At 68.3% G+C, this 26,935-nt stretch carries 25 protein-coding genes; 20 read left to right on the forward strand and 5 right to left on the reverse strand.

The annotated features are described in order from the left end of the window. Nucleotides 1-64 precede the first annotated feature (64 nt). The 14 genes from DMC64_RS04345 (at nucleotide 65) to truA (ending at nucleotide 9,972) form a co-directional block, all read left to right on the forward strand. Nucleotides 65-835 (forward strand): hypothetical protein, encoded by a 771-nt coding sequence (locus tag DMC64_RS04345; RefSeq protein WP_233629561.1) that lies wholly within the window; start codon nucleotides 65-67, stop codon nucleotides 833-835. A 50-nt stretch (nucleotides 836-885) separates the two neighbouring features. Next, nucleotides 886-1,518, forward strand: coding sequence for a LysE family translocator (locus tag DMC64_RS04350; RefSeq protein ID WP_125732167.1), 633 nt, complete (start codon nucleotides 886-888; stop codon nucleotides 1,516-1,518). 322 nt (nucleotides 1,519-1,840) lie between these two features. Next, the gene (gene secY, locus DMC64_RS04355) at nucleotides 1,841-3,148 is read left to right on the forward strand and encodes a preprotein translocase subunit SecY (protein ID WP_007031051.1); all 1,308 of its coding nucleotides are present in this window, start codon (nucleotides 1,841-1,843) and stop codon (nucleotides 3,146-3,148) included. Next, nucleotides 3,145-3,699: an adenylate kinase gene (locus DMC64_RS04360; protein ID WP_007031052.1), complete on the forward strand. Its 555-nt coding sequence runs from the start codon at nucleotides 3,145-3,147 to the stop codon at nucleotides 3,697-3,699. The genes secY and DMC64_RS04360 overlap by 4 nt, the downstream gene beginning before the upstream one ends. Before the next feature lie 44 nt (nucleotides 3,700-3,743). Then, nucleotides 3,744-4,520, forward strand: a complete 777-nt coding sequence (map, locus tag DMC64_RS04365; protein ID WP_125732169.1) for a type I methionyl aminopeptidase — start codon at nucleotides 3,744-3,746, stop codon at nucleotides 4,518-4,520. Between the two features lie 511 nt (nucleotides 4,521-5,031). After that, nucleotides 5,032-5,253 carry a translation initiation factor IF-1 gene (gene infA, locus DMC64_RS04370; RefSeq protein WP_005166804.1) on the forward strand — a complete coding sequence of 74 codons (222 nt, stop codon included), beginning with the start codon at nucleotides 5,032-5,034 and terminating at the stop codon, nucleotides 5,251-5,253. Between the two features lie 36 nt (nucleotides 5,254-5,289). After that, complete coding sequence (gene rpmJ, locus DMC64_RS04375) at nucleotides 5,290-5,403, forward strand: 50S ribosomal protein L36 (protein WP_004558882.1); 114 nt, start codon at nucleotides 5,290-5,292, stop codon at nucleotides 5,401-5,403. Between the two features lie 205 nt (nucleotides 5,404-5,608). Continuing rightward, on the forward strand, nucleotides 5,609-5,989 hold the full coding sequence (rpsM, locus tag DMC64_RS04380; protein ID WP_005166805.1) for a 30S ribosomal protein S13: 381 nt from the start codon (nucleotides 5,609-5,611) through the stop codon (nucleotides 5,987-5,989). Beyond that, on the forward strand, nucleotides 5,986-6,171 hold the full coding sequence (locus DMC64_RS04385; protein WP_005166807.1) for a hypothetical protein: 186 nt from the start codon (nucleotides 5,986-5,988) through the stop codon (nucleotides 6,169-6,171). The genes rpsM and DMC64_RS04385 overlap by 4 nt, the downstream gene beginning before the upstream one ends. Before the next feature lie 18 nt (nucleotides 6,172-6,189). Further along, nucleotides 6,190-6,597: a 30S ribosomal protein S11 gene (gene rpsK, locus DMC64_RS04390; RefSeq protein ID WP_004558885.1), complete on the forward strand. Its 408-nt coding sequence runs from the start codon at nucleotides 6,190-6,192 to the stop codon at nucleotides 6,595-6,597. A gap of 23 nt (nucleotides 6,598-6,620) precedes the next feature. Next, on the forward strand, nucleotides 6,621-7,226 hold the full coding sequence (gene rpsD / locus DMC64_RS04395; protein ID WP_007031054.1) for a 30S ribosomal protein S4: 606 nt from the start codon (nucleotides 6,621-6,623) through the stop codon (nucleotides 7,224-7,226). 127 nt (nucleotides 7,227-7,353) lie between these two features. After that, nucleotides 7,354-8,427, forward strand: coding sequence for a DNA-directed RNA polymerase subunit alpha (locus DMC64_RS04400; protein ID WP_005166811.1), 1,074 nt, complete (start codon nucleotides 7,354-7,356; stop codon nucleotides 8,425-8,427). Nucleotides 8,428-8,501: 74 nt separating this feature from the next. Beyond that, a complete protein-coding gene (rplQ, locus tag DMC64_RS04405) occupies nucleotides 8,502-9,065 on the forward strand; it encodes a 50S ribosomal protein L17 (protein ID WP_038519813.1) in 564 nt (187 codons plus the stop codon). 73 nt (nucleotides 9,066-9,138) lie between these two features. Continuing rightward, entirely contained in the window at nucleotides 9,139-9,972 is an 834-nt protein-coding gene (gene truA / locus DMC64_RS04410) for a tRNA pseudouridine(38-40) synthase TruA (RefSeq protein WP_125732849.1), read from the forward strand. Here the strand turns inward: truA and DMC64_RS04415 are convergent. The 3 genes from DMC64_RS04415 to eccE form a co-directional block, all read right to left on the reverse strand. Further along, the gene (locus DMC64_RS04415; RefSeq protein WP_125732171.1) at nucleotides 9,942-10,901 is read right to left on the reverse strand and encodes an endonuclease domain-containing protein; all 960 of its coding nucleotides are present in this window, start codon (nucleotides 10,899-10,901) and stop codon (nucleotides 9,942-9,944) included. The genes truA and DMC64_RS04415 overlap by 31 nt on opposite strands. A 242-nt stretch (nucleotides 10,902-11,143) precedes the next feature. Continuing rightward, on the reverse strand, nucleotides 11,144-11,866 hold the full coding sequence (locus DMC64_RS04420) for a hypothetical protein (RefSeq protein WP_007031058.1): 723 nt from the start codon (nucleotides 11,864-11,866) through the stop codon (nucleotides 11,144-11,146). After that, nucleotides 11,863-13,044: a type VII secretion protein EccE gene (eccE, locus tag DMC64_RS04425; protein WP_037335877.1), complete on the reverse strand. Its 1,182-nt coding sequence runs from the start codon at nucleotides 13,042-13,044 to the stop codon at nucleotides 11,863-11,865. Before eccE ends, DMC64_RS04420 begins: the two co-directional genes overlap by 4 nt. Nucleotides 13,045-13,602: 558 nt before the next feature. Here eccE and eccB point away from each other — a divergent pair. From eccB to DMC64_RS04445, 3 genes are all read left to right on the forward strand, one after another. Continuing rightward, nucleotides 13,603-15,216 (forward strand): type VII secretion protein EccB, encoded by a 1,614-nt coding sequence (gene eccB / locus DMC64_RS04435; RefSeq protein WP_081975680.1) that lies wholly within the window; start codon nucleotides 13,603-13,605, stop codon nucleotides 15,214-15,216. A 68-nt stretch (nucleotides 15,217-15,284) separates the two neighbouring features. Next, nucleotides 15,285-15,599, forward strand: coding sequence for a hypothetical protein (locus DMC64_RS04440; protein ID WP_037332667.1), 315 nt, complete (start codon nucleotides 15,285-15,287; stop codon nucleotides 15,597-15,599). Nucleotides 15,600-15,604: 5 nt separating this feature from the next. Beyond that, nucleotides 15,605-16,756: a WXG100 family type VII secretion target gene (locus tag DMC64_RS04445; protein ID WP_125732173.1), complete on the forward strand. Its 1,152-nt coding sequence runs from the start codon at nucleotides 15,605-15,607 to the stop codon at nucleotides 16,754-16,756. Between the two features lie 95 nt (nucleotides 16,757-16,851). On the opposite strand, the gene mycP is transcribed toward DMC64_RS04445, so the two are convergent. Continuing rightward, nucleotides 16,852-18,492: a type VII secretion-associated serine protease mycosin gene (mycP, locus tag DMC64_RS04450; protein WP_125732175.1), complete on the reverse strand. Its 1,641-nt coding sequence runs from the start codon at nucleotides 18,490-18,492 to the stop codon at nucleotides 16,852-16,854. Between the two features lie 23 nt (nucleotides 18,493-18,515). Further along, on the reverse strand, nucleotides 18,516-19,880 hold the full coding sequence (gene eccD, locus DMC64_RS04455) for a type VII secretion integral membrane protein EccD (protein WP_081975679.1): 1,365 nt from the start codon (nucleotides 19,878-19,880) through the stop codon (nucleotides 18,516-18,518). A gap of 512 nt (nucleotides 19,881-20,392) precedes the next feature. On the opposite strand from eccD, the gene DMC64_RS04460 reads away from it, so the two are divergent. The 3 genes from DMC64_RS04460 to DMC64_RS04470 all read left to right on the forward strand — a co-directional run bounded on the left by DMC64_RS04460 (nucleotide 20,393) and on the right by DMC64_RS04470 (nucleotide 26,793). Then, nucleotides 20,393-24,400, forward strand: coding sequence for a type VII secretion protein EccC (locus DMC64_RS04460; protein ID WP_037332658.1), 4,008 nt, complete (start codon nucleotides 20,393-20,395; stop codon nucleotides 24,398-24,400). Between the two features lie 68 nt (nucleotides 24,401-24,468). Then, entirely contained in the window at nucleotides 24,469-26,418 is a 1,950-nt protein-coding gene (locus tag DMC64_RS04465) for a type VII secretion-associated protein (protein ID WP_199754873.1), read from the forward strand. A 12-nt stretch (nucleotides 26,419-26,430) separates the two neighbouring features. Next, nucleotides 26,431-26,793, forward strand: a complete 363-nt coding sequence (locus tag DMC64_RS04470) for a hypothetical protein (protein ID WP_125732177.1) — start codon at nucleotides 26,431-26,433, stop codon at nucleotides 26,791-26,793. The last annotated feature ends 142 nt before the right edge of the window (nucleotides 26,794-26,935 follow it).

The following is a 26,935-nucleotide window of genomic DNA, read 5'->3' on the forward strand; positions in this document are numbered from 1 at the left end:
ACGCAGGTCGGCCCCGGCGGCCGCGGGCGTGGCGGAGGGGTGTCTGAGCTGGAAGGATCGTGAGGTGGCCATACCTCCAGGGCAGGATCCGCAGCCCGTTCAGCAGCAGCCGGACGCCCCGCCGATGGTCGTATCGGTTTCCGGCCCGATGGATCCCGTAGGCGAGTCGGGGCGGTCGGGCCGGCTCGAGCCCCGCCGACTGGTCGCGGCGGGACTGGCCGCACTCGCTCTGGTGCTGACCCTCATGGGTTGCTTCTTCCCGTTCTTCAACATCGAGCATCGCCTCAGCTTCGATCGCAGCGCCTCGGTCGTCCTCGTGGTCGTCCAGGGGGCTTGGGATACGCAGCTCATCCAGCCCAACGACCAGCCCTTCACCACATCGAAGGCGCCTCTCGGCATCCCGCTCCTGATCGCCGCGGCGATCCTCCTGGCGGCCACGATCGTCTGCGCGCGCGCCGCAGGACTCCGCCGCCCGGCCGTTTTGGACCGATGGCTCAGCACCATCGGGTCGGTGTTCCTCGCCGGAGTCGTCGCCACCGCGGCCACGCTGGCGTTCGGCCGCCCGGTGGATGGAGACAGCGAGACGACGCTGACGGTGGGAGCGGGGATGTGGGCGCTCTTCGCCGCGGTCGTCGCCGCGGCGGGGGCGGCGGTCATGAGCCACCGCGTCCAAAACGACGAGGTCCCGATGAGCGGCGACTCGGCGCTCGCGGAAATGCCCACACCGAAGGACGGCATCTCCATCACGGTGCTCCCGCCGGAGCCGCAGCCGGAGGTCCCGGGCTATTCAGCCTTCGCGCCGCCCCCGGCTCCCGGCGCGAAAGAGCGCGATTAGCCCGCTAAACGCGCTCGCGGTCGCCGATACGGTGGGGGAGGAGGTGGCCGATGACTTGGGCGGTGGTCTTTTTCGGAGCGGCGGTGCTCGTGGCTTTTACGCCAGGGGCGAACAATCTGCTCGGCCTGCACCACGGAATGACGCAGGGGGCCTGGAAAGGGCTCGCCGGCCTGTTAGGCCGATTGGCCGCATTCACCGTACTCATCGCGGCCGTCGCCGCTGGCCTCGGCCAGCTCCTCACGGCGTCCGAGCTTGCACTCACGGTGATCAAATGGGCCGGCGTCGCCTACCTGGCCTGGATCGGCGCGCGTCTGCTGTGGGCGACGTTCCGCGCCGGGCACACCACGCTCATCCAGACGCCGCGAGGCGCTGAATCCGTGCCCGCGCTGAAGATCGCGAGGAAGGAATTCGTCGTCGCGATCACGAACCCGAAGGCGATCCTCATCTTCACCGCGTTCGTGCCCCAGTTCATCGACGCTGCTCACGGCTCCTTTTCCGCCCAGATCGCGATCCTCGGCGCCGTCTACCTGCTCGCCGAGTTCGTCGCGGGCGCGACGTACATCGGCGCGGGCGCGCTCGTGAAGACGCTTCGGCTGTCTCGCCGGGCGACCCGCAACGTCGACCGCGGCACCGGTGTCGTGCTCCTCGGTATGGCAGGAGCCCTGGCGACTTCGAACTCCTGAACGCCCTCCCCGATCACAGTGCGTTTAGCGGGCTAATCGCGATTCGGCAGCGCCAGGAAAGTGGGGAACGGTAAGGCGATCTGTCAAGGTTCCGGGGCGAGAAGCACAAGTCGATCAACCCCGCGGACCAACCTTCGTTCGGAAAACCCACACGCACTGCGGACACGCCCTGTGAAGCTGTTAGAGTCGGCGGCACGCTTCGGGACGAGTGTGCCCCGAAGCGTTCCTGGCTTGTGCCAGAAAGCTGTGTGTTCCCGCCGGCCCCAGGCCGGCCAAGCCGATCGTCGGTAAGACAGCCGACGACGCCGAGGAGGTTCCCCGCGTGCTCAGCGCCTTCCGCTCGGCTCTAGCGACGCCGGATCTACGTAAGAAGATCCTGTTCACGCTAGCCATCGTCGCGGTCTACCGAATCGGTGCCACCATTCCGGCCCCGGGCATCTCGTATTCCGCCGTGCAGCAATGTACGGAGACCGGGTCGCAGGAGGGCGTCTACCAGCTGCTGAACCTGTTCAGTGGTGGTGCACTGCTGCAGCTGTCGCTGTTCTCGACCGGCATCATGCCGTACATCACGGCGAGCATCATCGTCCAGCTCCTCACCGTGGTCATCCCTCGGTTCGAGGAACTGAAGAAGGAAGGCCAGGCCGGCCAGGGCAAGCTGACCCAGTACACCCGGTACCTGACGATCGCCCTCGCGGTCCTGCAGGCGACCGGTGTGGTGGCACTCGCCGACCGCAAGCAGCTCTTCCCGCAGTGCGACACCGCGATCATCCCGGACAACAGCGTCTACACGCTGGCCATCATCGTCATCACGATGACCGCCGGCACCGCCGTCATGATGTGGCTGGGTGAGCTGATCACCGAGCGCGGCGTCGGCAACGGCATGTCCGTCCTCATCTTCCTGAACATCGCGGCCCGGATCCCGATCGAGGGTGGCAACATCCTCAGCAGCGCGGGTGGCGTCGTCTTCGCCCTGATCTGCGTGTTCGGCCTGGTGATCATCGCCAGCGTCATCTTCGTCGAGCAGGGTCAGCGCCGGATCCCGGTGCAGTACGCCAAGCGCATGATCGGCCGCCGCATGTACGGCGGGACCTCGACGTACCTGCCGATCAAGGTGAACCAGGCCGGTGTCATCCCGGTCATCTTCGCCTCGTCGCTGCTCTACCTGCCGGACCTGATCAGCCGCCTCGTCGGCGACGCCAACAGCAACGCGGGCTGGCAGGTCTTCATCCAGAACTACATCGTCAACCAGTCCAGCTGGGCGCACGTCCTGCTGTACTTCGCGTTGATCATCTTCTTCACGTACTTCTACATCACGATCACGTTCAACGTGGACGAGCGTGCGGAAGAAATGAAGAAGTTCGGTGGCTTCATCCCGGGTATCCGCCCGGGCCGCCCCACCGCGGAGTACCTCAGCTACGTCCTCGGCCGCATCACCCTGCCGGGCTCGCTGTACCTGGGCATCATCGCGATCCTTCCGAACTTCTTCCTGTCCGTCACCGGCAGCGGGAACAACCAGAACTTCCCGTTCGGTGGCACGGCTGTGCTGATCATGGTCGGTGTCGGTCTCGACACCGTGAAGCAGATCGAAAGCCAGCTGATGCAACGTAACTACGAAGGGTTCTTGAAGTGACGCGCCTGGTTCTCGTTGGCCCTCCTGGCGCGGGCAAAGGTACTCAGGCGGTAGCACTGTCGGAGAAGCTCCGGATCCCGCACATCTCGACCGGCGACCTGTTCCGCGCCCACGTGGGCGAGCAGACGCCGCTGGGCCAGGAAGCCAAGCGCTACCTGGACTCCGGCGAACTCGTGCCCGACTCGGTCACGAACGAGATGGTGCGTGAGCGTCTCGCCGAACCCGACGCCAAGGTCGGTTTCCTGCTCGACGGATTCCCCCGGAACACGAAGCAGGCCGACGTCCTCGGCGAGATCCTCGGCGAGGTCGACACCAAGCTCAACGCGGTCATCCAGCTCCAGGTCTCGGAAGACGTCGTCGTCGAGCGGCTGCTGTCCCGCGGTCGCTCGGACGACACCGAAGAGGTCATCCGTCGCCGCCAGCAGATCTACGTGTCCGAGACGGCTCCGCTGCTCGAGTACTACGCGGACATCCTGGTCACGGTCGACGGCGTCGGCTCGGTCGACGAGATCTCCGCCCGCGTGCTGGAAGCGCTGCGCGACCGCACGTGAATCTCGGAGGACTGCGTGTACTGCAACGGCTTCGTCGTGGGCGCATGATCGAAATCAAGACCCCTGGCGAGCTCCAGGCGATGCGGGCCGCCGGTCTGGTGGTCTGGCGCACCCTCACCGCGGTGCGCGAGATCGCCAAGCCGGGGGTGACCACGGCCGATCTCGACGAGCTCGCCGAGCAGACGATCCGCGACGCCGGCGCGGTGCCCTCGTTCAAGGGTTACCACGGCTTCCCGGCGTCGATCTGCGCTTCGGTGAACGAGCAGATCGTCCACGGCATCCCGTCGAAGACGCAGGTCCTGAACGACGGCGACATCATCTCGGTGGACTGCGGCGCCATCCTCGACGGCTGGCACGGCGACTCCGCCGTCACTCTCGCGATCGGTGAGGTGTCGAAGGCGGATCTCGCGCTCTCGGCCGCCACCGAGGCGGCCATGTGGGCCGGGATCGCCGCGGTGGCGGTCGGTGGCAGGCTCACGGACATCTCGCACGCGGTGCAGACCGCCGCGGAGAAGGCCGGCCGGGAAGACGGCATCGAGTACGGGATGATCGTCGAGTACGGCGGTCACGGCATCGGGCGCCAGATGCACATGGACCCGTTCCTGCCGAACCTGGGCAAACCGGGCAAGGGACCGCGGCTCAAGACCGGTATGGCGCTCGCGATCGAGCCCATGCTGACTGGTGGTGGCGGGGAGACCGTCGAGCTCGAAGACGGGTGGACCGTCGTTACCGCGGACGGCTCGCGGGCCTCGCACTGGGAGCACACGGTCGCCATCACCGATGACGGCCCGTGGGTGCTGACCGCCCCCGAAGACGCCTGACCTGCCCCTGCGCCCGTCGGAGCGCGTTTAGCCCGCGAAACGCAGGTGCGCCCCGGGATCGCGTTTAGCCCGCTAAAGGCGAACGGGCGTCCGGGAGCGCGATTAGCCCGCGAAACGCAGGTCGCCCCGCTGGACGGTGTAACGCTCCGGCCTGCCGTTGGGGTCCTCGCTCGCTACCCCCATCGGGTGCACCTCGGCCGCCGAGCGTCCCAGGTCCAGCCTTCATCGGAGCGCGATTAGCCCGCTAAACGCAGGTCGGCGCGGGCGTACGATGGAGTGGTCGCATCCGGCGGGCTCAGGGGTCACGTAACACAGTCACCCCCCGTTTGGGGCTCACGACACGGGTTGCGTACACTGTCAAGTCGGTGTACTCATCGCGCCCGGATCCTGCGCGCTCGTGAATTCTCGCGAACGGACATTGGAGCCGGGTAGGAGTGTGCCGATGCACCACCCAGCCAAGCACTCAAGCTCTGACTGATAACACAGCGTAGCGACAGGAAATGCGGAGGACATGGGCAAGAAAGACGGGGCCATCGAGGTCGAAGGCCGCGTAGTCGAGCCGCTCCCCAACGCGATGTTCCGCGTCGAGTTGGAGAACGGCCACAAGGTCCTTGCACACATCAGCGGCAAGATGCGGCAGCACTACATCCGCATCCTGCCCGAGGACAGGGTTGTCGTGGAGCTCTCGCCCTACGACTTGTCTCGTGGTCGCATCGTCTACCGCTACAAGTGATCACGACGAGTTAGCACAAGCAGGAGAGCAGGAGACGTGAAGGTCCAGCCGAGCGTCAAGAAGATCTGCGACAAGTGCAAGGTGATCCGCCGTCACGGCCGGATCATGGTGATCTGCGAGAACCTGCGGCACAAGCAGCGGCAGGGCTGATCACTCGCACTCGTACAGAGTGGATTGACGGCTACACAATCTCCCCGCACCTGCCGGGCCGTGCGAACGGCCCGGTTCACCCCCGGACTTCAGGCCGGGGCCGGGACACCCGAAGCGCAAGCAGAGGGCACGACAGGCGAGTCGGTCCCGGGACCGGACGGGGAGCAGACCTGGAGATGAATTCTATGAAGGAGCATCAACGCCAATGGCACGACTCGCTGGCGTAGACCTCCCCCGCGAAAAGCGGTTGGAGATCGCGCTGACCTACATCTACGGCATCGGCCGTACCCGCTCGAAGCAGCTCATCGCGGCTGCCGAGCTCAACGCGGACACTCGCGTCAAGGATCTGAGCGATGACGACCTCGCCAAGCTGCGGGTCTACATCGAGGAGAACTTCAAGGTCGAGGGTGACCTTCGCCGTGAGGTGAACGCCGACATCCGTCGGAAGATCGAGATCGGGTGCTACGAGGGCCTTCGCTGGCGTCGCGGACTTCCCGTCCGTGGTCAGCGCACCAAGACGAACGCCCGCACCCGTAAGGGTCCGAAGAAGACGGTCGCCGGCAAGAAGAAGGCTGGCAAGAAGTGAGCGTCCAGGGCAAGAAGGTCGTGCGTATGGGCGGCGTCCACCGCCGCGGCTCGGCTTGTGTCTCGCCCAAGGCGCTTTACGCCCGCCCGATGGCGCTCCGCAACCTGTACACCGACGCCGGTTCGATCATCCGGCGCGGACAGGCCGAAGCGGTCGCCGCTCACCAAGAGAACGCGCGCTAACAGGAGAACCCTCAGAACATGCCACCGAAGTCTCGTACTGCGGCGGGGGCCAAGAAGGTCCGCCGTAAGGAAAAGAAGAATGTCGCGCACGGTCACGCGCACATCAAGAGCACCTTCAACAACACCATCGTCTCGATCACGGACCCGACCGGTGCCGTGATCGCGTGGGCGTCGAGTGGTCACGTGGGCTTCAAGGGCTCGCGTAAGTCGACCCCGTTCGCCGCGCAGATGGCCGCCGAGAACGCCGCCCGCAAGGCTGCCGAGCACGGCATGAAGAAGGTCGACGTCTTCGTGAAGGGCCCGGGTTCGGGTCGCGAGACGGCGATCCGCTCGCTGCAGGCGGCCGGCCTCGAGGTCGGCACCATCCAGGACGTGACCCCGCAGCCTCACAACGGCTGCCGCCCGCCCAAGCGGCGCCGGGTCTGAGGAACGGGGAGGAGTAAGAAGAAATGGCTCGTTACACCGGCCCCGCGACGCGTATTTCGCGTCGCCTCAAGGTTGACCTCATCGGCGGCGACCAGGCTTTCGAGCGTCGCCCCTACCCGCCGGGCCAGCACGGCCGCGGGCGCATCAAGGAGTCCGAGTACCTCCTGCAGTCGCAGGAGAAGCAGAAGGCTCGCTACACCTACGGCGTTCTCGAGCGTCAGTTCGTCCGGTACTACAAGGAAGCCGTCCGGCGTCCCGGTAAGACCGGTGAGAACCTGCTGCAGATCCTCGAGTCCCGGCTGGACAACGTGATCTACCGCGCCGGCATCGCCCGCACCCGCCGTCAGGCGCGTCAGCTGGTGAGCCACGGCCACTTCCTGGTCAACGGCGTCAAGGTCAACGTCCCGTCCTACCAGGTCACGAAGTGGGACATCATCGACGTGCGGCCGAAGTCGTTCGCGATGCTGCCCTTCGTCGCGGCCAAGGAGTCGTTCGGCGAGCGTCCCGTTCCCGCGTGGCTCCAGGTCGTTCCGTCCAACCTCCGCGTGCTGGTCCACCAGCTCCCGGAGCGCGCTCAGATCGATGTTCCGGTCCAGGAACAGCTGATCGTCGAGCTCTACTCGAAGTGATCCATCATCGGGCCGGGGTTTCCCCGGCCCGATGTGGGCACGGGCGGCGGCGCCCGGAGTGCGCCGCCGCTTCGCCATCCCTTTCGGTGTCATATGGCGGGCGCCGTTTGGAAAGGAATTAGGAAAGATGCTGATTTCCCAGCGACCGGCTCTCGGCGAAGAGACGGTCAACGAGACCCGCTCCCGGTTCACCATCGAACCGCTGGAGCCCGGCTTCGGCTACACGCTCGGCAACTCGCTGCGGCGCACGCTGCTGTCGTCCATTCCGGGCGCGGCCGTGACGAGCATCCGCATCGACGGCGTGCTGCACGAGTTCACCACCGTTCCCGGGGTGAAGGAAGACGTCACCGACATCATCCTGAACCTCAAGGAGCTCGTGGTCTCCTCGGAAGAGGACGAGCCGGTCACCATGTACCTGCGCAAGCAGGGCCCCGGTGAGGTCACCGCCGCCGACATCGTCCCCCCGGCCGGTGTCACCGTGCACAACCCGGATCTGCACATCGCGTCGCTGAACGGCAAGGGCAAGCTCGAGATCGAGCTCGTCGTCGAGCGCGGCCGCGGTTACGTTCCGGCCCTGCAGAACAAGCAGGCGGGCGCGGAGATCGGCCGGATCCCGGTCGACTCCATCTACTCCCCGGTGCTGAAGGTGACCTACAAGGTCGAGGCGACCCGTGTCGAGCAGCGCACCGACTTCGACAAGCTGATCCTGGACGTGGAGACGAAGCCGTCGATCACGCCGCGGGACGCTGTCGCGTCGGCCGGTAAGACGCTGGTGGAGCTGTTCGGTCTCGCGCGCGAGCTGAACGTCGACGCCGAAGGCATCGAGATCGGCCCGTCGCCGCAGGAGGCGGACACCATCGCCGCCTACGCGATGCCGATCGAGGACCTGGACCTCACCGTCCGGTCGTACAACTGCCTCAAGCGCGAGGGCATCCACACCGTCGGCGAACTGGTCTCGCGCAGCGAGGCCGACCTGCTGGACATCCGCAACTTCGGTGCGAAGTCGATCGACGAGGTCAAGCTCAAGCTCGTCGGTCTCGGCCTCGCACTGAAGGACAGCCCGCCCGGGTTCGACCCGACTGCGGCCGCGGCCAGCTACGACGGTGAAGGCTGGTCCGAGGGCGTCGACAGCATCACGGACGGAATTTCGGACAACGGCCACGACGATGGCCAGGACTACGCAGAGACGGAGCAGCTGTAAGGCCAGCTACGGCTCCCTCACCGGTCGGGTGGGGGAGCGCCGGCCTTCAGCTGTGAGCTGAACGAGGAGAACCGATGCCCACCCCCACAAAGGGACCCCGTCTCGGCGGGTCGCCCGCGCACGAACGGCTGATCCTGGCCAACCTGGCCACTCAGCTGTTCGAGCACGGCAAGATCACGACGACCGAGGCGAAGGCCCGGCGGGTGCGCCCGCTGGCCGAGAAGCTGATCACGAAGGCGAAGCGGGGCGACCTGCACAACCGTCGTCAGATCCAGCGCATCGTGCGCGACAAGGACGTCGTGCACAAGCTGATCGCCGAGATCGGTCCGTTCTTCGCGGAGCGCCCGGGTGGCTACACCCGGATCACCAAGACGATGGCGCGCAAGGGCGACAACGCCCCCATGGCCGTCATCGAGCTGGTGGCCGAGAAGACCGTCACCGCCGAGGCCGAGGCCGCGCGCAAGACGAAGTTCGCCAAGGACGAGCCGAAGGCTGCCGCTCCGGCCGCCGAGGAGACCACCGAGGCCACTGAGGCTGCCGACACGGCCGCCACCGAGGCTCCGGAGGCCACCGAGGCTCCCGCCGCCGACGAGGCCGCTGAGGCCCCCGCCGCGGACGCGGACAGCAAGAAGGACTGACGTCCTGACGGCACCGAACACCCCGGACGAGCCCGCCACTCCCACTGCGGAGGGCGGGCTCGTTCGTCTGCGTCTGGACATCTCTTACGACGGCACCGATTTCTCCGGCTGGGCGCGGCAGCCCGGACGGCGCACGGTGCAGGGAGTCCTCGAAGAGGCGCTCGCGAAGCAGCCCCCAGGGGCCTCGGTCCCGAAGTCCGTCGTCGTCGCCGGCCGCACCGATGCCGGTGTGCACGCTGCCGGCCAGGTGGTCCACGTCGACGCGTCGCCTTTAGCGGGCAAAACGCGCTCCGGCCGTCTGGAACTGGACGAGCAGGGCATCCCCGACCTGGGGCGGATGCGGCACCGCTGGAATCGGTACCTGCCGGGAGACGTGCGGGTGCTGGATGCCCGGGTGGCGGCACCCGGGTTCGACGCGCGGTTCTCGGCCGTGCGGCGCCATTATCTGTACCGCGTTTCGGACGCGCCGTGGGGCGTGGATCCGTTGCGGCGTCACGACACTTTGGCCTGGGGGCGGCCGCTTTCCGTCGACGCGATGAATGAGGCGTCGGAGGCTCTCTTGGGGCTCCAGGATTTCGCCGCGTTCTGCAAGCAGCGTGAAGGCGGGACGACCATTCGCGAGCTGCAGCGGCTCGTGTGGCGGCGGACCGGGCCGCACGCGGTCGAGGTCGAGGTCTCCGCCGATGCGTTCTGCCACTCGATGGTGCGCAGTCTGGTGGGGGCTCTGCTCTTGGTCGGTGACGGCCGGCGTCCGCTCGATTGGCCGGGTGACGTCTTGGAGAGCCGGACGCGCGACAGCGCCGTCGCTCCCGCGCACGGCCTGACGTTGATGGCCGTCGACTACCCACCAGATGCCGAACTCGCCGCGCGTGCCGATCAAACACGCGCCATGCGCACCCCCTCCTGATCCGGACACGGCGCCTTTCGCGGGCTAAACGCGCCGCGGCGGGCCTGCCAGACGGCGTCGACAATGCCTTTGAAGTCGTTCGCCAGGTCCTCCGCGGTGGCGATGACGAATCGCCATCCCTCGGCTTCCACACGTCTTCGGCGTTTGCGGTCATAGGATTGCTCCCTCGGGGTGTTGTGCCATCGGCCGTCGTACTCGATGGCGACCCGGAACTTCTCGTCCGCGAGATCAAGACGAGCGAGGAAACGGCCGGTTCGGGATTTGACCTCGACCTGAGGTGTCGCCGTGATGCCACCGGCTGCGAGCACGATGCGGAGCTCCGATTCCGGATGCGATTCCGCGCGAGGGTCGGACAGGCGTAAAGCATGCCTGGCCAAGCGAATTCCTCTATTGCGACGACCGTAGAACTCGCCGTTGAGGTGCAGATCGGTCAGGTTGTTCGCCCTCATGAACTGGTCAAGATCCGGGACGCCGATACGGAGTCTTCGCGTCCAGCTGGATTTGCGCGGAGAAAGCCGAAGCAGGAGATCCAGCGCTATTCGGCGTTTCCGTGCGATGCGGATGCCGTTCCAGGGTCTCGATTCTTCGGGTTTGACCTCGGTCCGCCGAACTTTGATGCCGACGATCGGGCCGAAGCGATTCTTCTCCGGCACGATCATCTCGACGGGGTCGTTGGGGTTGGCCAGCTCGACGCCGTGAACGGTCGCGGCTGATCGCCCGGTCAGGACTGCTTCTGGCGGTGCCAGTAGCGCGGCGCCTCGGCAGCGCAGCTCGTGGGTGACCTCGACGCCGGCGCGCGTGTAGACGTCCTGAAACAGCCGTCGGACGCTCGAGCCGCGTAACTGGCTGGCCGTGATGAGACCCGCCTTGCGCGCTTCCGAGCCGCGGAAGACATCGGGGAGATGAGATGAATCGAAGGGTTTGGTCATGTCGACACGGTGACCGATAAGACCGACAACCCGACGCCATCACCGCCATTTCCGGCCGACTTATCCACAAGCCCCGACTTATCCACAGTCGACGCGATTGCCCCTTGACTCGCAAACCCCACGCCTCGGATCGCGTTTAGGGGGCAAAACGCGACGTGGCGGCACGCAAAGGGGGCACCGTCCGAAATGGACAGTGCCCCCTTGGAGCGCGATTAGCCCGCTAAAGTCGACGCGGGGCGGGGTTAGTCGCCTCGGCGCACAGGGCCCAGGATCTGCTGCTCTTTCGCGGTGGTGACCAGGCGAAGAGGACGCCACAGGTTGCGGCCCAGCGCGACCACCTGGTCGTCCTTGAGCGTCGTGAGCTGCTTCATCATCTGGGGCGGGAGCCGCCAGATGCGGGCCGCCAGTTCGGCCTGGCCCGGCGGGAGCCGCTGCATCAGGACCAGGTCGGCCGCGTTCGCGGTCGCCCCGGCCTGCGGGTGCAGGTACGGCAGCACGTACACCGTCGTCTGCCACGGCGACCGCGGCGGGAACAGATCCTGCGGCGTCGGGCCGCCGTCGGTCACCACCAGCAGCGGCGCGTCCTCGGACGGACGCGGGAGATCCACCGGCGACAGCCGCCGGATCTGCACCAGCGGCGAAGGCCTGCCGTTGGGCTGGTTCCCCGCGGCCTGGGGGAGCACCTGCCACGCGGCCGGACGTCCGGTCGCCACGACGACCCACGCCCCGACCGCCATCGCCCGCAACGCCACCTGGCGAGCCAGGTAGAGGCCACCGACCAGCACGATCCGGGTCGGTGTCGAGCGCAGCGCGGAGATCGTCAGCGGCTCACCCTTGAGACCGGAGCCGAGGACGATCCCGCCGCGGTCACCGGATGGGCTGATCGCGTCGAGCATCGCCGGGTCGACGGTGAATTCCGGGGCGACACCGGCGCTCTGGCCTGCGTCGCGCATGCGGGTGCTCATGCGGTGCCTCCGATCGGCAAAGTCGCGGAGAACCCGGAGATCTGCAGGCCGCGCAGCGGCGTCAGCGTCACACCCAGCCGGTCCGAGATGCCCTGCAGCCGCTGGTCGGCCGCGTCCAGTTCACGCGGGTTGCGCGCACTCAGGCGAACGATTCCGCGCAGGCCGATCTTGCCCTCGTCCGAGGACGGCGAGATCGACATCGCGACCGTCGCCGACAGCGCGCGGACACTGGTCAACGCGTTCAGGCTGCCGCTGATCTTGCCCTTCGGCCAGCTGGTGATCGCGTAGCTCGCGTGCCCGATGCCTGCCGCGGTGACGCCGGTCCAGCGTTCCTGCAGACCGACCTTCCCCTGCGAACCGGCGACCGCGGTCAGTTCCGCGGCCGAAATGCTGGACCGCAGCAACTCGTCCGGGTCGAGCGGCCGGGTCGGCACGCCCTGTGATTCCAAGGCGTTGCGCACTCGCGACAGCGCGCCGATCAGCGCGCGGTGCGCACCGACGACGCCGCCGCCGCGTTCGCGGATGGCGGCCGGGCACCGGCGCGGGTCCAGCCGGATGGCGACCCACGTCGTCCGCCGCGCGGCCGCGGGAAGCGGGCCGAGCACCTCCATGTAGGAGCTGAGGGCGGGCGAGTCCGACGGAAGCGCGGCGCTGCCCGGGTAGCAGTGCCAGATCATCTGGATCGAGTCGAGGACCACGCCGCGGTCTTCGAGGCACGGCGCGAGCGCGGACAGCGGAAGGCTCGGCGCTCCACCCGCCTGGGTGATCAGCGCGGGCGCGGGTTCGACGAGCAGGACCGCGGTCCACGTGCCGTCGTTCCACGCGATGCCGACCTGCTGGCGTTCGTGGTCCACGCCGTGCGCGACGACGAGATCGGGAACGGCGAGACGAAGCAGGTTCACCCGGGCGTCGTCGGGGCCGGTGACGGCGTCCTCTTCGGCGGCGAGCGATTCGATGCTGCTCGGCGGAAGCGGATTCGCCACACGATCGTGCGAACGGAACATGTACCGCATCGTGAGTCCAGCCCATTGGGTGAACCAGCGGCCGCCCCAGCGCAGGAACGCGACGATGATCGCGAATCCGAGCACGCCGATCGCGATGTACTTCAGCTTCATGTCGATCGCGAGGAGGACGAGACCGACCGCGAGCCCGAGTTCGAGCACGACCAGGTTCGCCACGGGCAGCGGGCCGAGGTTGATCCCACCGGTCCGGCGCCGCGCGGGCGCGGCGATCCGCACCGCAGGAGCAGGCGGGGGACCGGACTGCGGGCCGGGGCCGCCGGACGGAGGACCGCCCGGGCCGCCTGGCCCACCGGGGCCTCCCGGACCACCAGGTCCGCCGGGGCCACCGGGTCCCTTGGGGCCTCCCGGCCCACCGGGGCCGCCGGGACCCTGCGGGCCGCCAGGACCTCCAGGGCCGCCTGGGCCCCCGGGACCGCGAGGAACACCGGGACCTCCCGGGCCTCCGGCCGGGCCGCCCGGACCACCCGGTCTGCTGGGCCTTGGCGGCGGCCCCGGCGGACGACCAGGAGGTTGAGACCCCGGAGGGCCGGGCGGACGTGGAGGAGTGGTGACGGACATCCGCGCTTTCTCTTCCCCTCGTGCTTGCTGCGTACCCGGAAAGCCGGTCCCGAGGAACTTGACACTAGCTGGAGTTGGTAGAAACCCCACACCAGACGGTCCCCGTACGGCTATCCTGCGGAACCGTACCGCGACGGGGAGGACTGTAGGTCGAGAATGCCATCAACACCGACTACTAAGTCTCAAGTTCAGGCTTATCAGTTCGTTCTGCGACGGATGCAATCCGCGCTGGTCCGTCGCGACGCCGTCATGCTCCACGACCCCATGCGCACGCACACGCGGGCCACCATCGTGGGTGTCGTGCTGGCCGCGCTGGGCGTCCTGGTCTTCGTCATCTGGGGCCTGCTGAATCCGAAGCCCTCCGTGCCGGACGCGGGCAACATCGTCATCGGCGAACAGTCGGGAACGGTGTACGTCGTCGCCGGGAACCCGAAGAAGCTGATTCCGACCTTCAACCTCGCCTCCGCGCGGCTGCTGATCATCGCGCAGTCGAAACAAGGGGCGCAGCAGTCGGGGGGCAAGCCTTCCGGGCCCACGCAGGCCTCCGAAGTGAAGAACCCCACAGTCGTTTCGGATGAACAGCTGAAGAACATTCCCCGCGGCCAGCTCATGGGTATTCCCAACGGCCCTCAGCTGATGCCGACGGACTCGCAGCGCGTCACCCCGGAATGGGGCGTCTGCGACGAGGTCAAGTACGACGAGTCGGTGCCCCAGCCGGACCTCTCGAAAACGGAAACGACCGTCTACGCGGGTGTGAAGCAGCTCGGGAACCGTGAACTCGGCCAGAACGAGGCGTTGCTGGCCAAGGGCGCCAACGGCCGGGAGTACCTGATCTACCGGCAGACGCCGGACCCCAACGCCCGCAACGCGAACGCCGTCAAGGCCGAGATCAAGCCCGACGCGAACGCCGTCCGGTCCGCGCTGAAGCTGTCCGATCGGCCGCGCGGTATTTCCCAGGGCCTGCTGGACGCGATCCCCGAGGTGCCGGAGCTGAAGCTCCCGGACGTCCCGGGCAAGGGCGAGCGGCCCAACTACGAGATCGACGATATGAGGGTCGGCGACGTCTTCTCGACGGAGCAGGCCGAGGGGCGGAAGGACTTCTACCTCATCACGAAGGAAGGAATCCAGGCCATCTCCCCGGCGGTCGCCGACATCGTCCAGACCGGGAAGAACGACGGCAGCACGTCGGTCATGTCCGTGCCGCTGGGCAAGATCCGCAACCTCACGCGTGTCTCCCAGGTCGTCGAGCTCGACGCCTACCCGCAGACCGTGCCGACGGTGCTCGACGCGACCCAGGGTTCGCGGGTCTCCTGCCTGAGCTGGTCCATCGCGGGCGAAGGCAGCAGCCGGGACGGGCACACGGCGGTGTTCGTCGACGACAAGCTGCCGAAGGGCAGGAACGCCGACGGATCCGCGCCCGGCGTCAAGATCGGCACCCCCGGTCCGGTCGGCGCGCCGATCAACAGCTTCTACATGGAGCCCGGTTTCGCGGCCGTCGTCCAGTCGGCGACCGGCAAGGAGACCTTCGACAAGGGACCCATCCAGCTGATCTCCGATCGCGGGATCCGTTATGGCGTCCCTGACGCCGTGACCGCGGATTCGATCGGGCTCAACAAGCGGGTTCCGGCCCCTGAGTCCATCGTCAGGATCCTGCCCACCGGCGCTTCGTTGAACACGCAGGACGTGCTCCGTACGTTCGACACGGTGCCGATCGACGACAGGGCCGGTTCGGTCGCCACGCAGTCGCAGCAGGCTCCGGCCGGTAACTGATCACGGGAACCCGCCGGACGGCGCGAGCGTCTCAACGCCCGAGCGGTATCGGGTGAGTGGAGGGTGCAGTGGCCGGCCTGAAGATCGACGGCAACGTCGTCGGTGACTATGCGAAGCGGGTGGACGCGGCCGCCGGAGAGCTCGACCTGGCGGCCGCGGAGGTGACCGGTGAGGGCGTCACCGTCGAATCCCACGGCACGCTGGGGGAGGAATTGGGTCTCGGCGCGTCCTATGGGCGTGCGGCCGAGGCCATCCGGCGTCAGCTGGTGGAGGGCGCGGCCGCACTGAGGTCGGCGTCCGAGGCCCTGCACACCGTGACCGCGCGGCATGCCGGGCACGACGACGAGGCAGCGCAGATGATCAACCGCGCCGTGGAGCTCTGAACCGCATGATCGCCGAATCGGAGAACCCGACGGATTCCATCCCGCACCCGATGGCGGCCGCCGTACGCCCGGCTGCCCCCGAGCCGGCCCCGAGCGCGTTTAGCCCGCTAAACGCGACGGGCTCGGGCGGGGAGGAGCTGGTCGAGGCCGCGGTACCGCATCTCGCCTTCGTTTCGGAGCTGTCCGGCCATCTGGGGCTGATCGATCCGGTCGAGACCTACCTGACCCCGTTGGTGGGGCGCTGGGAGGACTTGAAGAACGAGGCCGACCTCCTGCGAAAGGCGGCGAAGACCGCGGGCAATGTTTCGAAGGAGCTGTCCGAGGACCTCGGGCGTCTCGACGCCGGGTGGTCCGGCAAGGACGCCGACGCGTTCGTCGCGTACATCGTGGACATCCACGCCGCGGGCTCTGACGTCGAAGACGCCCTCACGACGCTGGCGAGTTCGCTCGACGAACTGGTGCTGTCGATCCGACGCATCCTGACCGACCTCGTCGAGGTGCTCGTCGACACGGCCGAACTGACCTCCGAGACCGCGATGCTGCCGGTCGGCGGTGTCCGGCGGGCGCGAACGCAGTTGGAGGAGGCGCAGGAGTCGGCCAAGGCGCTCTTCGAGGCCGCTCGTAACGTCCTTGAGGGCTTTGTGCGGTTCTGTGACGGCGTCGACGACCCTGACGCCAGCTCGCGGAGTATCGAGATCACTCACCGGTACCCGCAGGACGAATTCAAGCTCCACGACGATTCCGAGGCGCCGGGTGCGCCGGTTCAGGAGAATGCCTCCGTCGAGGCCGATTCCGGTACGGCGTCCGATGAGCAGTCGACGTCGCCGTCCGCGGCCGAGGGCAGGCAGACCGGATCGCAGGAACCGTTGATCGAGCAAGGGCAGGCGCTGATCCCGGAGGTCGCGCACGTTCAGGCCGCGCCGGCGCAGGGATCGGGTGTGGCCGGTGCCGGTTCGGCGATGATGCCGATGGGGATGGCGCCCATGATGGGGATGGGCGGCATGGGCGGTGGAGGCCAGACGGCCCACCAGTCCAAGACGCGGCCCGCTTCGAAACCGTCCGATGTGGTCGGTGAGCCCGGTCAGGTCGTCCCGCCCGTGATCGGCGAGGACGAGACCCCGCCGAAGCCCGCCCCGAAGCCCAAGCCCGCCAAGTAGGAGCCCCAGGGGCCAGAGCGACTTTCGCGGGCTAACCGCGATCTGGGCCGGTCGAAGGCGAGCCCGGATCGCGGTTAGCCCGCGAAACGCACGTGCTACGGGGTTTTGCGGCCTGGTGAGGCGGCAGGCCGGTTGCGGCGGACCGAGTGCACCACGAACAGGGTGACGAGCAGCGCCACCAGGCCCCCGCCGGTTCCGGCGAGCGCGACGATCATCGGGGCGGGGTCACGGTCGTTCGCGGGCGGCAGATTCGCGGGCAGCTGAACCGGCTTGGCCTTGTCCGCCTCCGACGGCACGATCGCCGTCAGCGCCGCGATCGGGTCGATGACGCCGAAGCCGACGAAGTTGTCCCGGCCGCCCGGCGCTGCGGGGTGCTGCGCCGTCTCCTTGATCCGGGTCATCACTTGGCGGGCATTCAGGTCCGGGAACTTCTGGCGCACAAGTGCGGCCACACCTGCGACGTACGGGGCAGCGAAGCTGGTCCCCTGGATCTCACCGGGCTGCCCGTTGCCTTCGATGGTCAGGTTGGCCAGGCTGCTGGAGCCCTCCGCGGGGTCCAAGGAAATGATCTTGGTGCCCGGAGCGGCGACACTGACCCACGGCCCATTGACACTGAAATTCGCGACACCGCCGGTCTCGTCGATCGCCGCGACCGACAGCACGTCTTCGGCGAACCAGGGCGGCGTGACGATCGTCTTGGGGGACTTGGGGTCCGGCTGATCGTTCTGCGGGCACTTGTCGCCGACGTTGCCTGCCGCCGCGACGACGACCACGTTCTGCTCGACGGCGTAGTTGACCGCCGCCTGAAGCTCCACCTCGCCCGGGGTGATGCTTCCGGTGGCCGGGCGACAGTTGTCGACCGACATGTTGATGACTTTGGATTTTTGATCGACGGCCCGGACCACGGCCTGTGCGAGCGTTGTCAGCGTGCCCGCGGTCTTGCCTTGTCCCTGCTGTCGTCCGCCTTTGTCCTGGCCCGGCGCGGTTCCGCCGACGGCGCCGTTCCCCTGTGAGGACGGTGGAAGCTGCGAACCCGGATTGTTCGACGATGAAGGCGGAGCAGAGTTGGACGAGGCAGGCGGCTCCGACTTCTTCTCAGCCTCCTCGTAGTTCTGGCTGGACTGCCGGATCGACAGGATCGTGGCATCCGGCGCGACCCCCCGGAACCCGATGCTCGCGTCGGGCGGGTTCGCGGCGATGATCCCCGCCACCTCAGTGCCGTGACCGTCGCAGTCTTCGAGCCCCGGCGCCTTGCCGCCGCCGGGAGTGGCGACGTAGTCACCACCCGATTCGACACGACCTCCGAAGTACGGGTGCGCGGAGACGCCGGTGTCGATCACGGCGACCTTGATGCCCCCGCCGACCGACGACTTCCCGGCACCGCGCATCAACTGGTGCACCCGTTCGATCTGCAGGTACTGCTGGCCCCAGGGCCGATTCTTGATGTCGACCTGGTCGCCGCCGAGTTTGCTGCGCTGGACGCACTCGGTCTTCTTCTCGTAGGTCTTGTCCGGCTTGCCTGTGTCGGCCGGCCTCTCGGACGTGTTCACCGGCGGCGGGGTCGCGTAGTAGCCACCGGCGTCCGGCGCGACGCTGCTTTGCTGCGCCCACGCGGGAAGAGCCACCGACGCCGGCGAGAGAACACCGATACCGGCCGCCAGCAGCACCGTTCCGGTACGTCCGGCGAGGCCGAGGTGGCGGACGCGCGTCCCCCTTGACTTCCGCGCTACGGCCATCAGAGCATCATCCGATCGGGTCGTCACTTGAAGTTGAGGTGGCGCAGCGTCGTGTAGAGATCCATGACACCGAGCGCCAGCGGCAGCACCGTCGCGATGAAGACGGCCTCGAAGATCTCCACGGTCCGCCGCAGCGGCGGCGAGAAGCGCTGGTTCGGGAAGATCACGCCGACCACGAGCGCGCCGGCGCCGATCAGCAGCAGCGCGCCGAACACGAACAGAACGCGGTTCAGCGGGCTCGCCGACCACATCCAGCCGAGCAGGATGCCCGCGCCGGACACCATGCCGGTGGTCAGCAGGGCGATCGCCTGCGCGCCGTTCGCGTACGCCCGCGCCCTGAGGAGCAGGACCAGCGTGGCGACCACGCCGAGGATCGGGCCGAAGACCGTCGGAGAGGTTGAGGCGATGATCGCGAACAGTGCCGTGGCCGCGCCGCAACCGGTCAGCAGACCGGTCATGTACTCGTGGGCGACCGCGGTGCGGCGTTCGATGGCGCGGTAGTCCGGGAAGCCCGAGTCTTCCTTCAGCTCTTCGGCGCTGCCGGGAACGTGCGGCGTCGGGAGGGCGGCGAGCTTGATCGTCGCGCGCGGCAGGATCGAGATGCAGGCCAGCGAGAACGCGGTGGCGCCGGCGGCGATCCCGGCGATCGGGGTGTCGATGAGCGTCGCGGCCAGGAACGTCAGCGCCGCGATCGTGGCCGTCGTCGCGGCCGCGATGAAGGTGGTGATCCCGTGTCCGATGACGAGGATGCAGACCGCCGCCACGATGATCACGAGAGTGCTCGCGAGCAGCAGGTTCGCCCACAGGGACAGCCCCGGCACGATGTAGAAACCGCTGACGAACGCCAGCGGCAGACCGCCCGCCGCGGCGATCAGCACACCGGTCGCCTCGGCCTTGTAGGCCTTGGCCAGTGTCGCGCCGATCGCGACGCACGCGATCGCGCCGACACCGCCCGCGATCGCGGCGGCGAGTGCGTTGCCGCCGTAGAAAGAGCCGCTGGTGAAGAGCGCGAGGGCGGCGAAGAACAGCGCCAGGCCGCCCGCGACGTGCCCGAAGCGGCGCGCCGTCTCCTTGGTCCACGGACGGAAGCTGTCCGGGGAGGATTCGGCGATCGCGTCGACGACGTCGTCGTAGAGCGGGGGCGGCGGGTTCTCGTTGCGCTTGCGCAGCTGCAGCAGTTCGCCGTCGACGACGCCGAGGGACGCGAGGGTCCGGCTCGGGTCGAGTGGCGCGTCGCCCAGCTTCGCCAGCGCCCAGCCGCCGTGGCGGGCGCCGCCGTCCGGCGTCGCCTCCTTCGCCATCTCCAACAGCATGGGCAGCAGGTCCGCCACCGCGACGTCAGCCGGCAAAGCCACGTCGATCCGGGTGCGTGGCGCGACCACCGTCACCCTGCTGAATACCGTCGTGCCCGTTGCCACTGCCTTCCCCCTGCCCTGAGAGTCTGCTCCCGGGGGAACCTATACCGAACCCGGGTGCCCACATCATCGACTGTCGGAAAAAGACCGGCAAAAGTAGGAGAGGCGACCTCCGAAGCCCGCTCCCGGCTGCCGGCGCGTCGACTTTAGCGGGCTAAACGTCACGCGCCGGAGCCCCGGCATCTGGGAGCCCCGACCACCGGATCGCGTTTAGGGGGCGAAACGCACGTCGGGGGTCCGGGCGGGCCGGATCGCGATTAGGGGGCTAAACGCACGTCGGGCGGGTGGGCGGCCGGATCGCAGTTAGGCCGCTAAACGCACGTCGGCGCGGCCGGAGCCCTACACTCCCGGAATGCGTATGGTCCCGGTCGGGGCCGTTCTCGGCGTTGTCCGGATTTCACCGGCCACGTTCGATAGGTTGTCTCGCGCACCCGTACGCGCACCAACGGTGGCCGCCATCGTCGAGTTTGAAGAGGGGTCCTTCGATGAGCACGCTGCAGTTCAAGAAGTCACCGCGCCTGGCGGCGCCGCGGCCGCCGGGCGGCGAGGTGCATCTCGAACCGCCGCCTGAGGTGCCCCGCACCATCCCGGGCAACATCGTCATGAAGCTGCTCCCCGCGGTGATGATCGTCGCTTCCCTCGGGATGATGGTCTTCATGTTCACCACGGGTGGACGCAATCCCATGATGATGATGATGGGCGGCATGATGGTGCTCAGCACCGTCGGCATGATGGCCGGCGGCGCGGGCAAGGGCGGCGGCGCCAAAAAGGCCGAGATGGACGAGGACCGCAAGGACTACCTGCGCTACCTCGGCCAGATGCGCGACAGGGCCCGCGAGGCCATGGTCGACCAGCGCGCCGCGCTCGAATGGGTCCACCCCGACCCGCAGACCCTGTGGTCGCTGGCCGCGAGCCGCCGCATGTGGGAACGCCGCCAGAACGACCAGGACTTCCTCCACCTTCGCGTCGGCCGCAGCTCGCACCGCCTCGCGACGCGGCTCGTGCCGCCGCAGACCGGCCCGGTCGACGAGCTGGAGCCGATCGCCACGCTCGCCCTGCGCCGCTTCGTCCGCGCGCACTCGATCGTCCCGGATCTGCCGACCCAGATCACCCTCCGCGGGTTCGCCGCGGTCAGCATGCAGGGCGACCGCGGTCTGACCCGCGGCCTCACCCGGGCGATGCTGGCCCAGCTGGTCACCTTCCACAGCCCCGACGACGTCCTCATCGCGGTCGCGACGGCGGGCCGTGCCAAGGAGGAGTGGGAGTGGGCGAAGTGGCTGCCGCACGCCCAGCACCCGGCGCTCGCCGACGGTATCGGCCAGCTGCGGATGATGGCGGGCTCCCTCGCGCAGATCGAGCAGTGGCTCGACGAAGAACTCCGTGACCGCCAGCGGTTCTCGCGCAACGCGACGCCCGCCCCGGATCAGCCGCACATCGTCATCATCGTCGACGACGCCGAGGTCACCCGCGAAGAGCAGATCATCCTCGAAGAGGGTCTGGTCGGCGTCACCCTGATCGACCTTTCCGACTCCATCGGCAACCTCGCGGCCCGTCGTGGTCTGCGGCTGGTCGTCGAGGAAGACCGGCTCGGCGCGCGCAGCGCCGGCGGCGTCGAATGGTTCGGCCGTCCGGACACGCTCAGCGTGGTCGAGGCCGAAGCGCTGGCCCGGCTCCTCGCCCCGTACCGCGTCGGCACCGCCGCGCAGGACGCCGCCGAGGAAGAGCCGCTGCTGTCCAACCCCGGTCTGCTCGAACTGCTGGGCATCCCCGGCGACCCGATGACCTTCGACGTCCAGCAGGCCTGGCGGCCGCGCCCGGTGCGAGACCGCTACCGAGTCCCGTTCGGCGTCGGCGAGTACGGCCAGCCGGTCGAGCTGGACATCAAGGAAGCCGCGATGGAGGGCATGGGCCCGCACGGCCTGTGCATCGGGGCGACCGGTTCCGGTAAGTCGGAGTTCCTCCGCACCCTGGTGCTCGGCATGCTCGCCACGCATTCGTCGAGCACGCTGAACTTCGTCCTCGTCGACTTCAAGGGTGGTGCGACGTTCCTCGGTCTGGACGCCGCTCCGCACGTTTCCGCGGTCATCACCAACCTCGCGGACGAAGTCACGCTGGTCGACCGCATGAAGGACGCGCTGGCCGGCGAGATGAACCGGCGCCAGGAAGCGCTGAAGAACGGCGGTAACTTCAAGAACGTCTGGGAGTACGAGAAGGCCCGCGAGAACGGCGCCGACCTCGACCCGCTGCCCGCGCTCTTCATCGTCTGTGATGAGTTCTCCGAACTTCTGGCCGCGAAGCCGGACTTCATCGACCTGTTCGTCGCCATCGGCCGTCTGGGCCGGTCGCTGCAGATGCACATGCTCCTCGCGTCGCAGCGACTCGAAGAGGGCAAGCTGCGCGGTCTCGACTCGCACCTTTCCTACCGCATCGGTCTGAAGACCTTCTCCGCCGCGGAATCCCGTGCCGCGATCGGCGTGCCCGACGCGTTCGAGCTGCCGTCCGTTCCCGGTGGCGGTTACCTCAAGTACGACACCTCGACGCTGGTCCGCTTCAAGGCCTCGTACGTCTCAGGCCCGTACCGGCCCGCGGGGATCAAGGCCGCCGGCCCGGTCGCGACCGTGGTCCGCGCGGACAAACGCCCGCAGCTGTTCGTCCCGGACTTCGTCGAACTGCCGAAGGAACCGGAGCCACAGCAGATCGAGGCCGCGCCGGTGGAAGAGGCCAAGTCGGAGGAGGCCGTCGAGCCCAGCGAGCTCGACGTGATCGTGTCCCGGCTGATCGGCCAGGGCCCGCCCGCGCACGAGGTCTGGCTGCCGCCGCTCAAGGAGCCGAACTCGCTCGACACCCTGCTCCCGAACCTGAACCCCACCGACGACCGCGGTCTTTCCCCGGTCGGGTTCTTCGGCAACGGACGGCTGCAGGTGCCGATGGGCATCGTCGACCGCCCGTACGAGCAGCGTCGTGACCTGCTGTGGGCCGACTTCTCCGGTGGCGCCGGGCACGGTGTGATCGTCGGCGGCCCGCAGTCCGGCAAGTCGACCATGCTCCGGACGCTGATCATGTCGATGGCGCTGACCCACACCCCCGAGGAAGCGCAGTTCTACGCACTCGACCTCGGTGGCGGTACGTTGGCCGGTCTCCAGGGCCTGCCACACGTCGGTGGCGTCGCGGTCGCGCGGCGCGAGCCGGACAAGGCCCGCCGGATCGTGGCCGAGCTGACCACCCTGCTCACCGAGCGGGAAGGCCGGTTCGGTGCCATGGGCATCGACTCGATGAACGAGTTCCGCAACCGCAAGCGGCGGGGCGAGATCAAGCCCGAGGAAGACGCCTTCGGTGACGCGTTCCTGATCGTCGACAACTGGAAGGCCCTGCGGGACGACTTCGACGAGCTGGAGACCTCGATCACCAAGCTCGCCACCCAGGGTCTTTCCTACGGCGTGCACGTCATCATCGCGGCGAACCGGTGGGCGGACATCCGCCCGGCGATCAAGGACATGATCGGTACCCGGTTCGAGCTCCGCCTCGGTGACCCGAGCGAGTCGGACATCGACCGCCGGGTCGCGGTGAACGTCCCGGCAGGCCGCCCCGGCCGCGGTCTCACCAGGGACAAGCTCCACCTGCTGACCGGTCTGCCGCGGATCGACGGATCGAGCAACCCGGACGACGTCGCCGCCGGCGTCGCCGACGCGGTCGCGAAGATCAAGGCCGCGTGGAAGGGCCGCCCGGCGCCGCAGGTCCGCCTGCTGCCGGAGATGGTCACCTACGACGAGGTCCTGGCCATCGACTCCAAGCGCAACACGAAGCTGGTGCCGATCGGTGTCAACGAGGAAGACCTCCAGCCGATCTACCTCGACTTCGCCGCCGATTCGCACTTCTACGCGTTCGCGGACGGCGAGTCGGGCAAGACGAACCTGCTGCGCCAGATCACCAGGGGTATCACCGAGCGGTACACGACGCAGGAAGCGGTCATCATCCTCGTCGACTACCGGCGCACGATGCTCGGCTTCATCGGCGGAGACCAGCTGCTCGGCTACGCGGTGTCCGCCGCGCAGCTGGAGAGCATGGTCAAGGACGTCCACGGGTCGATGACCCGGCGACTCCCCGGGCCGGACGTCACGCAGGAGCAGCTGAAGACGCGATCTTGGTGGACCGGTCCGGAGCTGTTCGTCATCGTCGACGACTACGACCTGGTCGCCACGCAGACGAGCAACCCGCTGAAGCCGCTCGCCGAGTTCCTCGCGCAGGCGAAGGACGTCGGTCTGCACATCGTCGTCGTGCGCCGCAGTGGTGGCGCTAGCCGGGCGATGTTCGACCCGATCCTCGGCAAGCTCAGGGAGATCGCGGCGCCCGGTATGGTCATGAACGGCTCGCGGGACGAGGGCAACCTGGTCGCCAACGTGAAGCCGAGCCAGATGCCGCCGGGACGAGGAAACCTCGTCACCAGGAAGCACGGCAAGCAGCTCATGCAGGTCTCGTGGATCCAGCCGGACTGACCTCCCGCGGAACCAGGTGAGGGAAGGGCCGGGCGTGGGGTGACGACGACGATCTGCGGGAGTGGCTTGTGACAGTGCGGGTTGCGGTGGACTTCGGGACATCGAGCACCTGCGTAGTCGCTTCGATCAACGGCCGCGAGCCGCAGGTCGTCGTGGTGGACGGGCAGCCCTTGATGTCGTCGGCGGTCTACGCCGCGCCGGACGGGACGCTGTTCGTCGGCCAGGAGGCGGAACGGCAGGCGGCGGTGGACCCGTCGCGCTACGAGCCGAATCCGAAGCGCCGGATCGACGAAGGCGACCTGCTGCTGGGCGACAACGTCCTGCGCGTGACCGACGTCGTCCACGCCGTGCTGAAGCGCGCGGTGACCGAGGCGCGGCGGCTCGCCGGTGACGCCGAGGTCGAACTGCTCGTCCTGACCCATCCCGCGGATTGGGGCGCGACCCGGACCCGGCTGCTCCGGCAGGCCGCGGGCGGGCTCGCGCGCCAGGTCGCGCTCGTGCCGGAGCCGGTCGCCGCGGCGGTCTATCACGCCGCGACGTTCGCCCCGGCCGACCTCAACTCCGAGCGCACCGTCGAGTTCAGCGGCCGTCCGGGAGACGCTCTGGCGGTCCTGGATCTGGGTGGCGGCACCGTCGACGTCTCCGTGGTGCAGCGCATGCCCGGCAGCCCGGCGGATCGCAGTTCGCCCGCTAAACGCGCCGGGTTCCAGGTGCTGGCCACCCGGGGGGATCCGAGCTTCGGGGGAGCGGACGTCGATCAGGCGCTCCTGGAGCATGTGGGTTCGCTGGTGTCGTCCGTCGATCCGCCGGAATGGCGGAAGCTCGTCGAGGGCCGCGAACTCACGGACAGGCGACGGCGCCGCGTGCTGCGGCAGGATGTGCGCGGCGCGAAGGAGACGCTGTCGCGGCACGCGTACACCGACGTCCCGATGCCGCCGCCGTTCGCCGACGCGCATGTGACCCGGGAGGACCTCGAGCGGCTCATCGCGGGGCCGCTCGGGCGCGCGGTCGAACTGACCGTGGCCGCGATCGGCGATTCCGGGCTGCGCCCGAAGCAACTGACGGCGATCTTCCTCGTGGGCGGGTCGAGCCGGATCCCGATGGTGTCCCGGCTGGTGCACGAGCGGACCGGGGTCGTCCCCACCACGCTGGACCAGCCGGAGACCGTGGTCGCCCGCGGCGCGCTGCGGGCCGTGCTGATCGACCCGGACCGGACGGGTTCGCTGGCGGGCTCCGCGGTCTCCCGGGTCGGCGGTGCCCCCGCGCCTGTCCCCGCTCCCGCCGACCGGCGTCCCGAGGCCCCGCGTCCCCCGTTCCCTCCCGGCCCACCCCCGCAGAGCGCGTTTAGCCCGCTAAACGCGACGCGGCAGCAGGGGCCGCCATCGCCGCCCATGGGACAGCAGGGGGTGGCGCCCCTGCCGCAGTGGCGGCCGGGTGAGCAAGCTCGTGAGACCAAGCCCGCCGAGCGCGGCGGGAAGAACAAGAAGACGCCTTGGATCATCGCCGCGGCCGTGGTGGTCGTGGCGGCGATCGCCGGCGGCGTCCTCTTCGCGGTCAACAACGGCGAGGCCGAGCCGGAGGGCCGGACGCTCGCCCAGTACGACTACCGCTTCATCGCGCCGCCGGACTGGACGCAGACCGACGACCGCGTCGCCAAACGTCAGGTGGTGATCCACCCGAGCGACTCCCTCACCGGTGACGACCTCGTGGTCGCCCAAGAGAACGTGATGGACTACGACGCGACGGCCGACAGACAGAAGCTCGTCGACGAACTCGGCGGCCTGGCACGGCTGGAGCCGGACAAGTACAGCGGCTTCAACGGCGCCGCGGAATACGCCGGCAAGTCCGTCATCTACTACCGCGAAAGCAAACCGAGTGCCCGCGTCGACTGGTACGTCGTCGCTCAGGGAAAGATCCGCGTCCACATCGGTTGCCAGTACGGCACCGGCTCACCGCACGAACAACGGGTGAGCGCGGCCTGCGAGCAGGTCGTCAAAACGATGGTGGTCGTCAACTGAAGGGGGAGGCTCATGCCACCCGAACCCGAGACCGCCGCTGAGCACTTCGCGCGCACAGGACGCGACGCGGTCACCTATGCCCGGCAGGTCGCCCGTACGGCCAAGGCGCGCTACGAACGCCGCCGGGGCGAGAACGCCGAACTCGCGAAGCAATTCGGCAAGGGACGGCTCGCGGGCGGGGAGACCGCGCCGACGCCCGCCGTCGTCCGGAACGCCGCGAAACGGTTCCGCGCGGGCGCCGGTCTTCCCGTTCCCGCGTTGCCCCCGGCGGCGGATTTGGTTCCCCTTCGGCCGGAACCCGTGGCCAGACGGCCACGTGTGGGTGACGACGACGAGGACTTTTCGCAGTCGCGAATCATGAGCCGCGGCGATTGACCGGCCTCTGTGCATTCGCTAAATCGCGTGGTGGAAGCCCTTTTTCCCGCGTGAATCGCAGGGCGCGGGCCGGATTCCCGCGGGCGGTTCCCGCCGGGAGCGTTAACGCAAGCAACTACTTGAAACCAACGAGCGACAAGAG

Origin of the sequence: Amycolatopsis sp. WAC 04197, from assembly GCF_003947475.1 — a bacterium.
Taxonomy (GTDB): Bacteria; Actinomycetota; Actinomycetes; order Mycobacteriales; family Pseudonocardiaceae; genus Amycolatopsis; species Amycolatopsis japonica.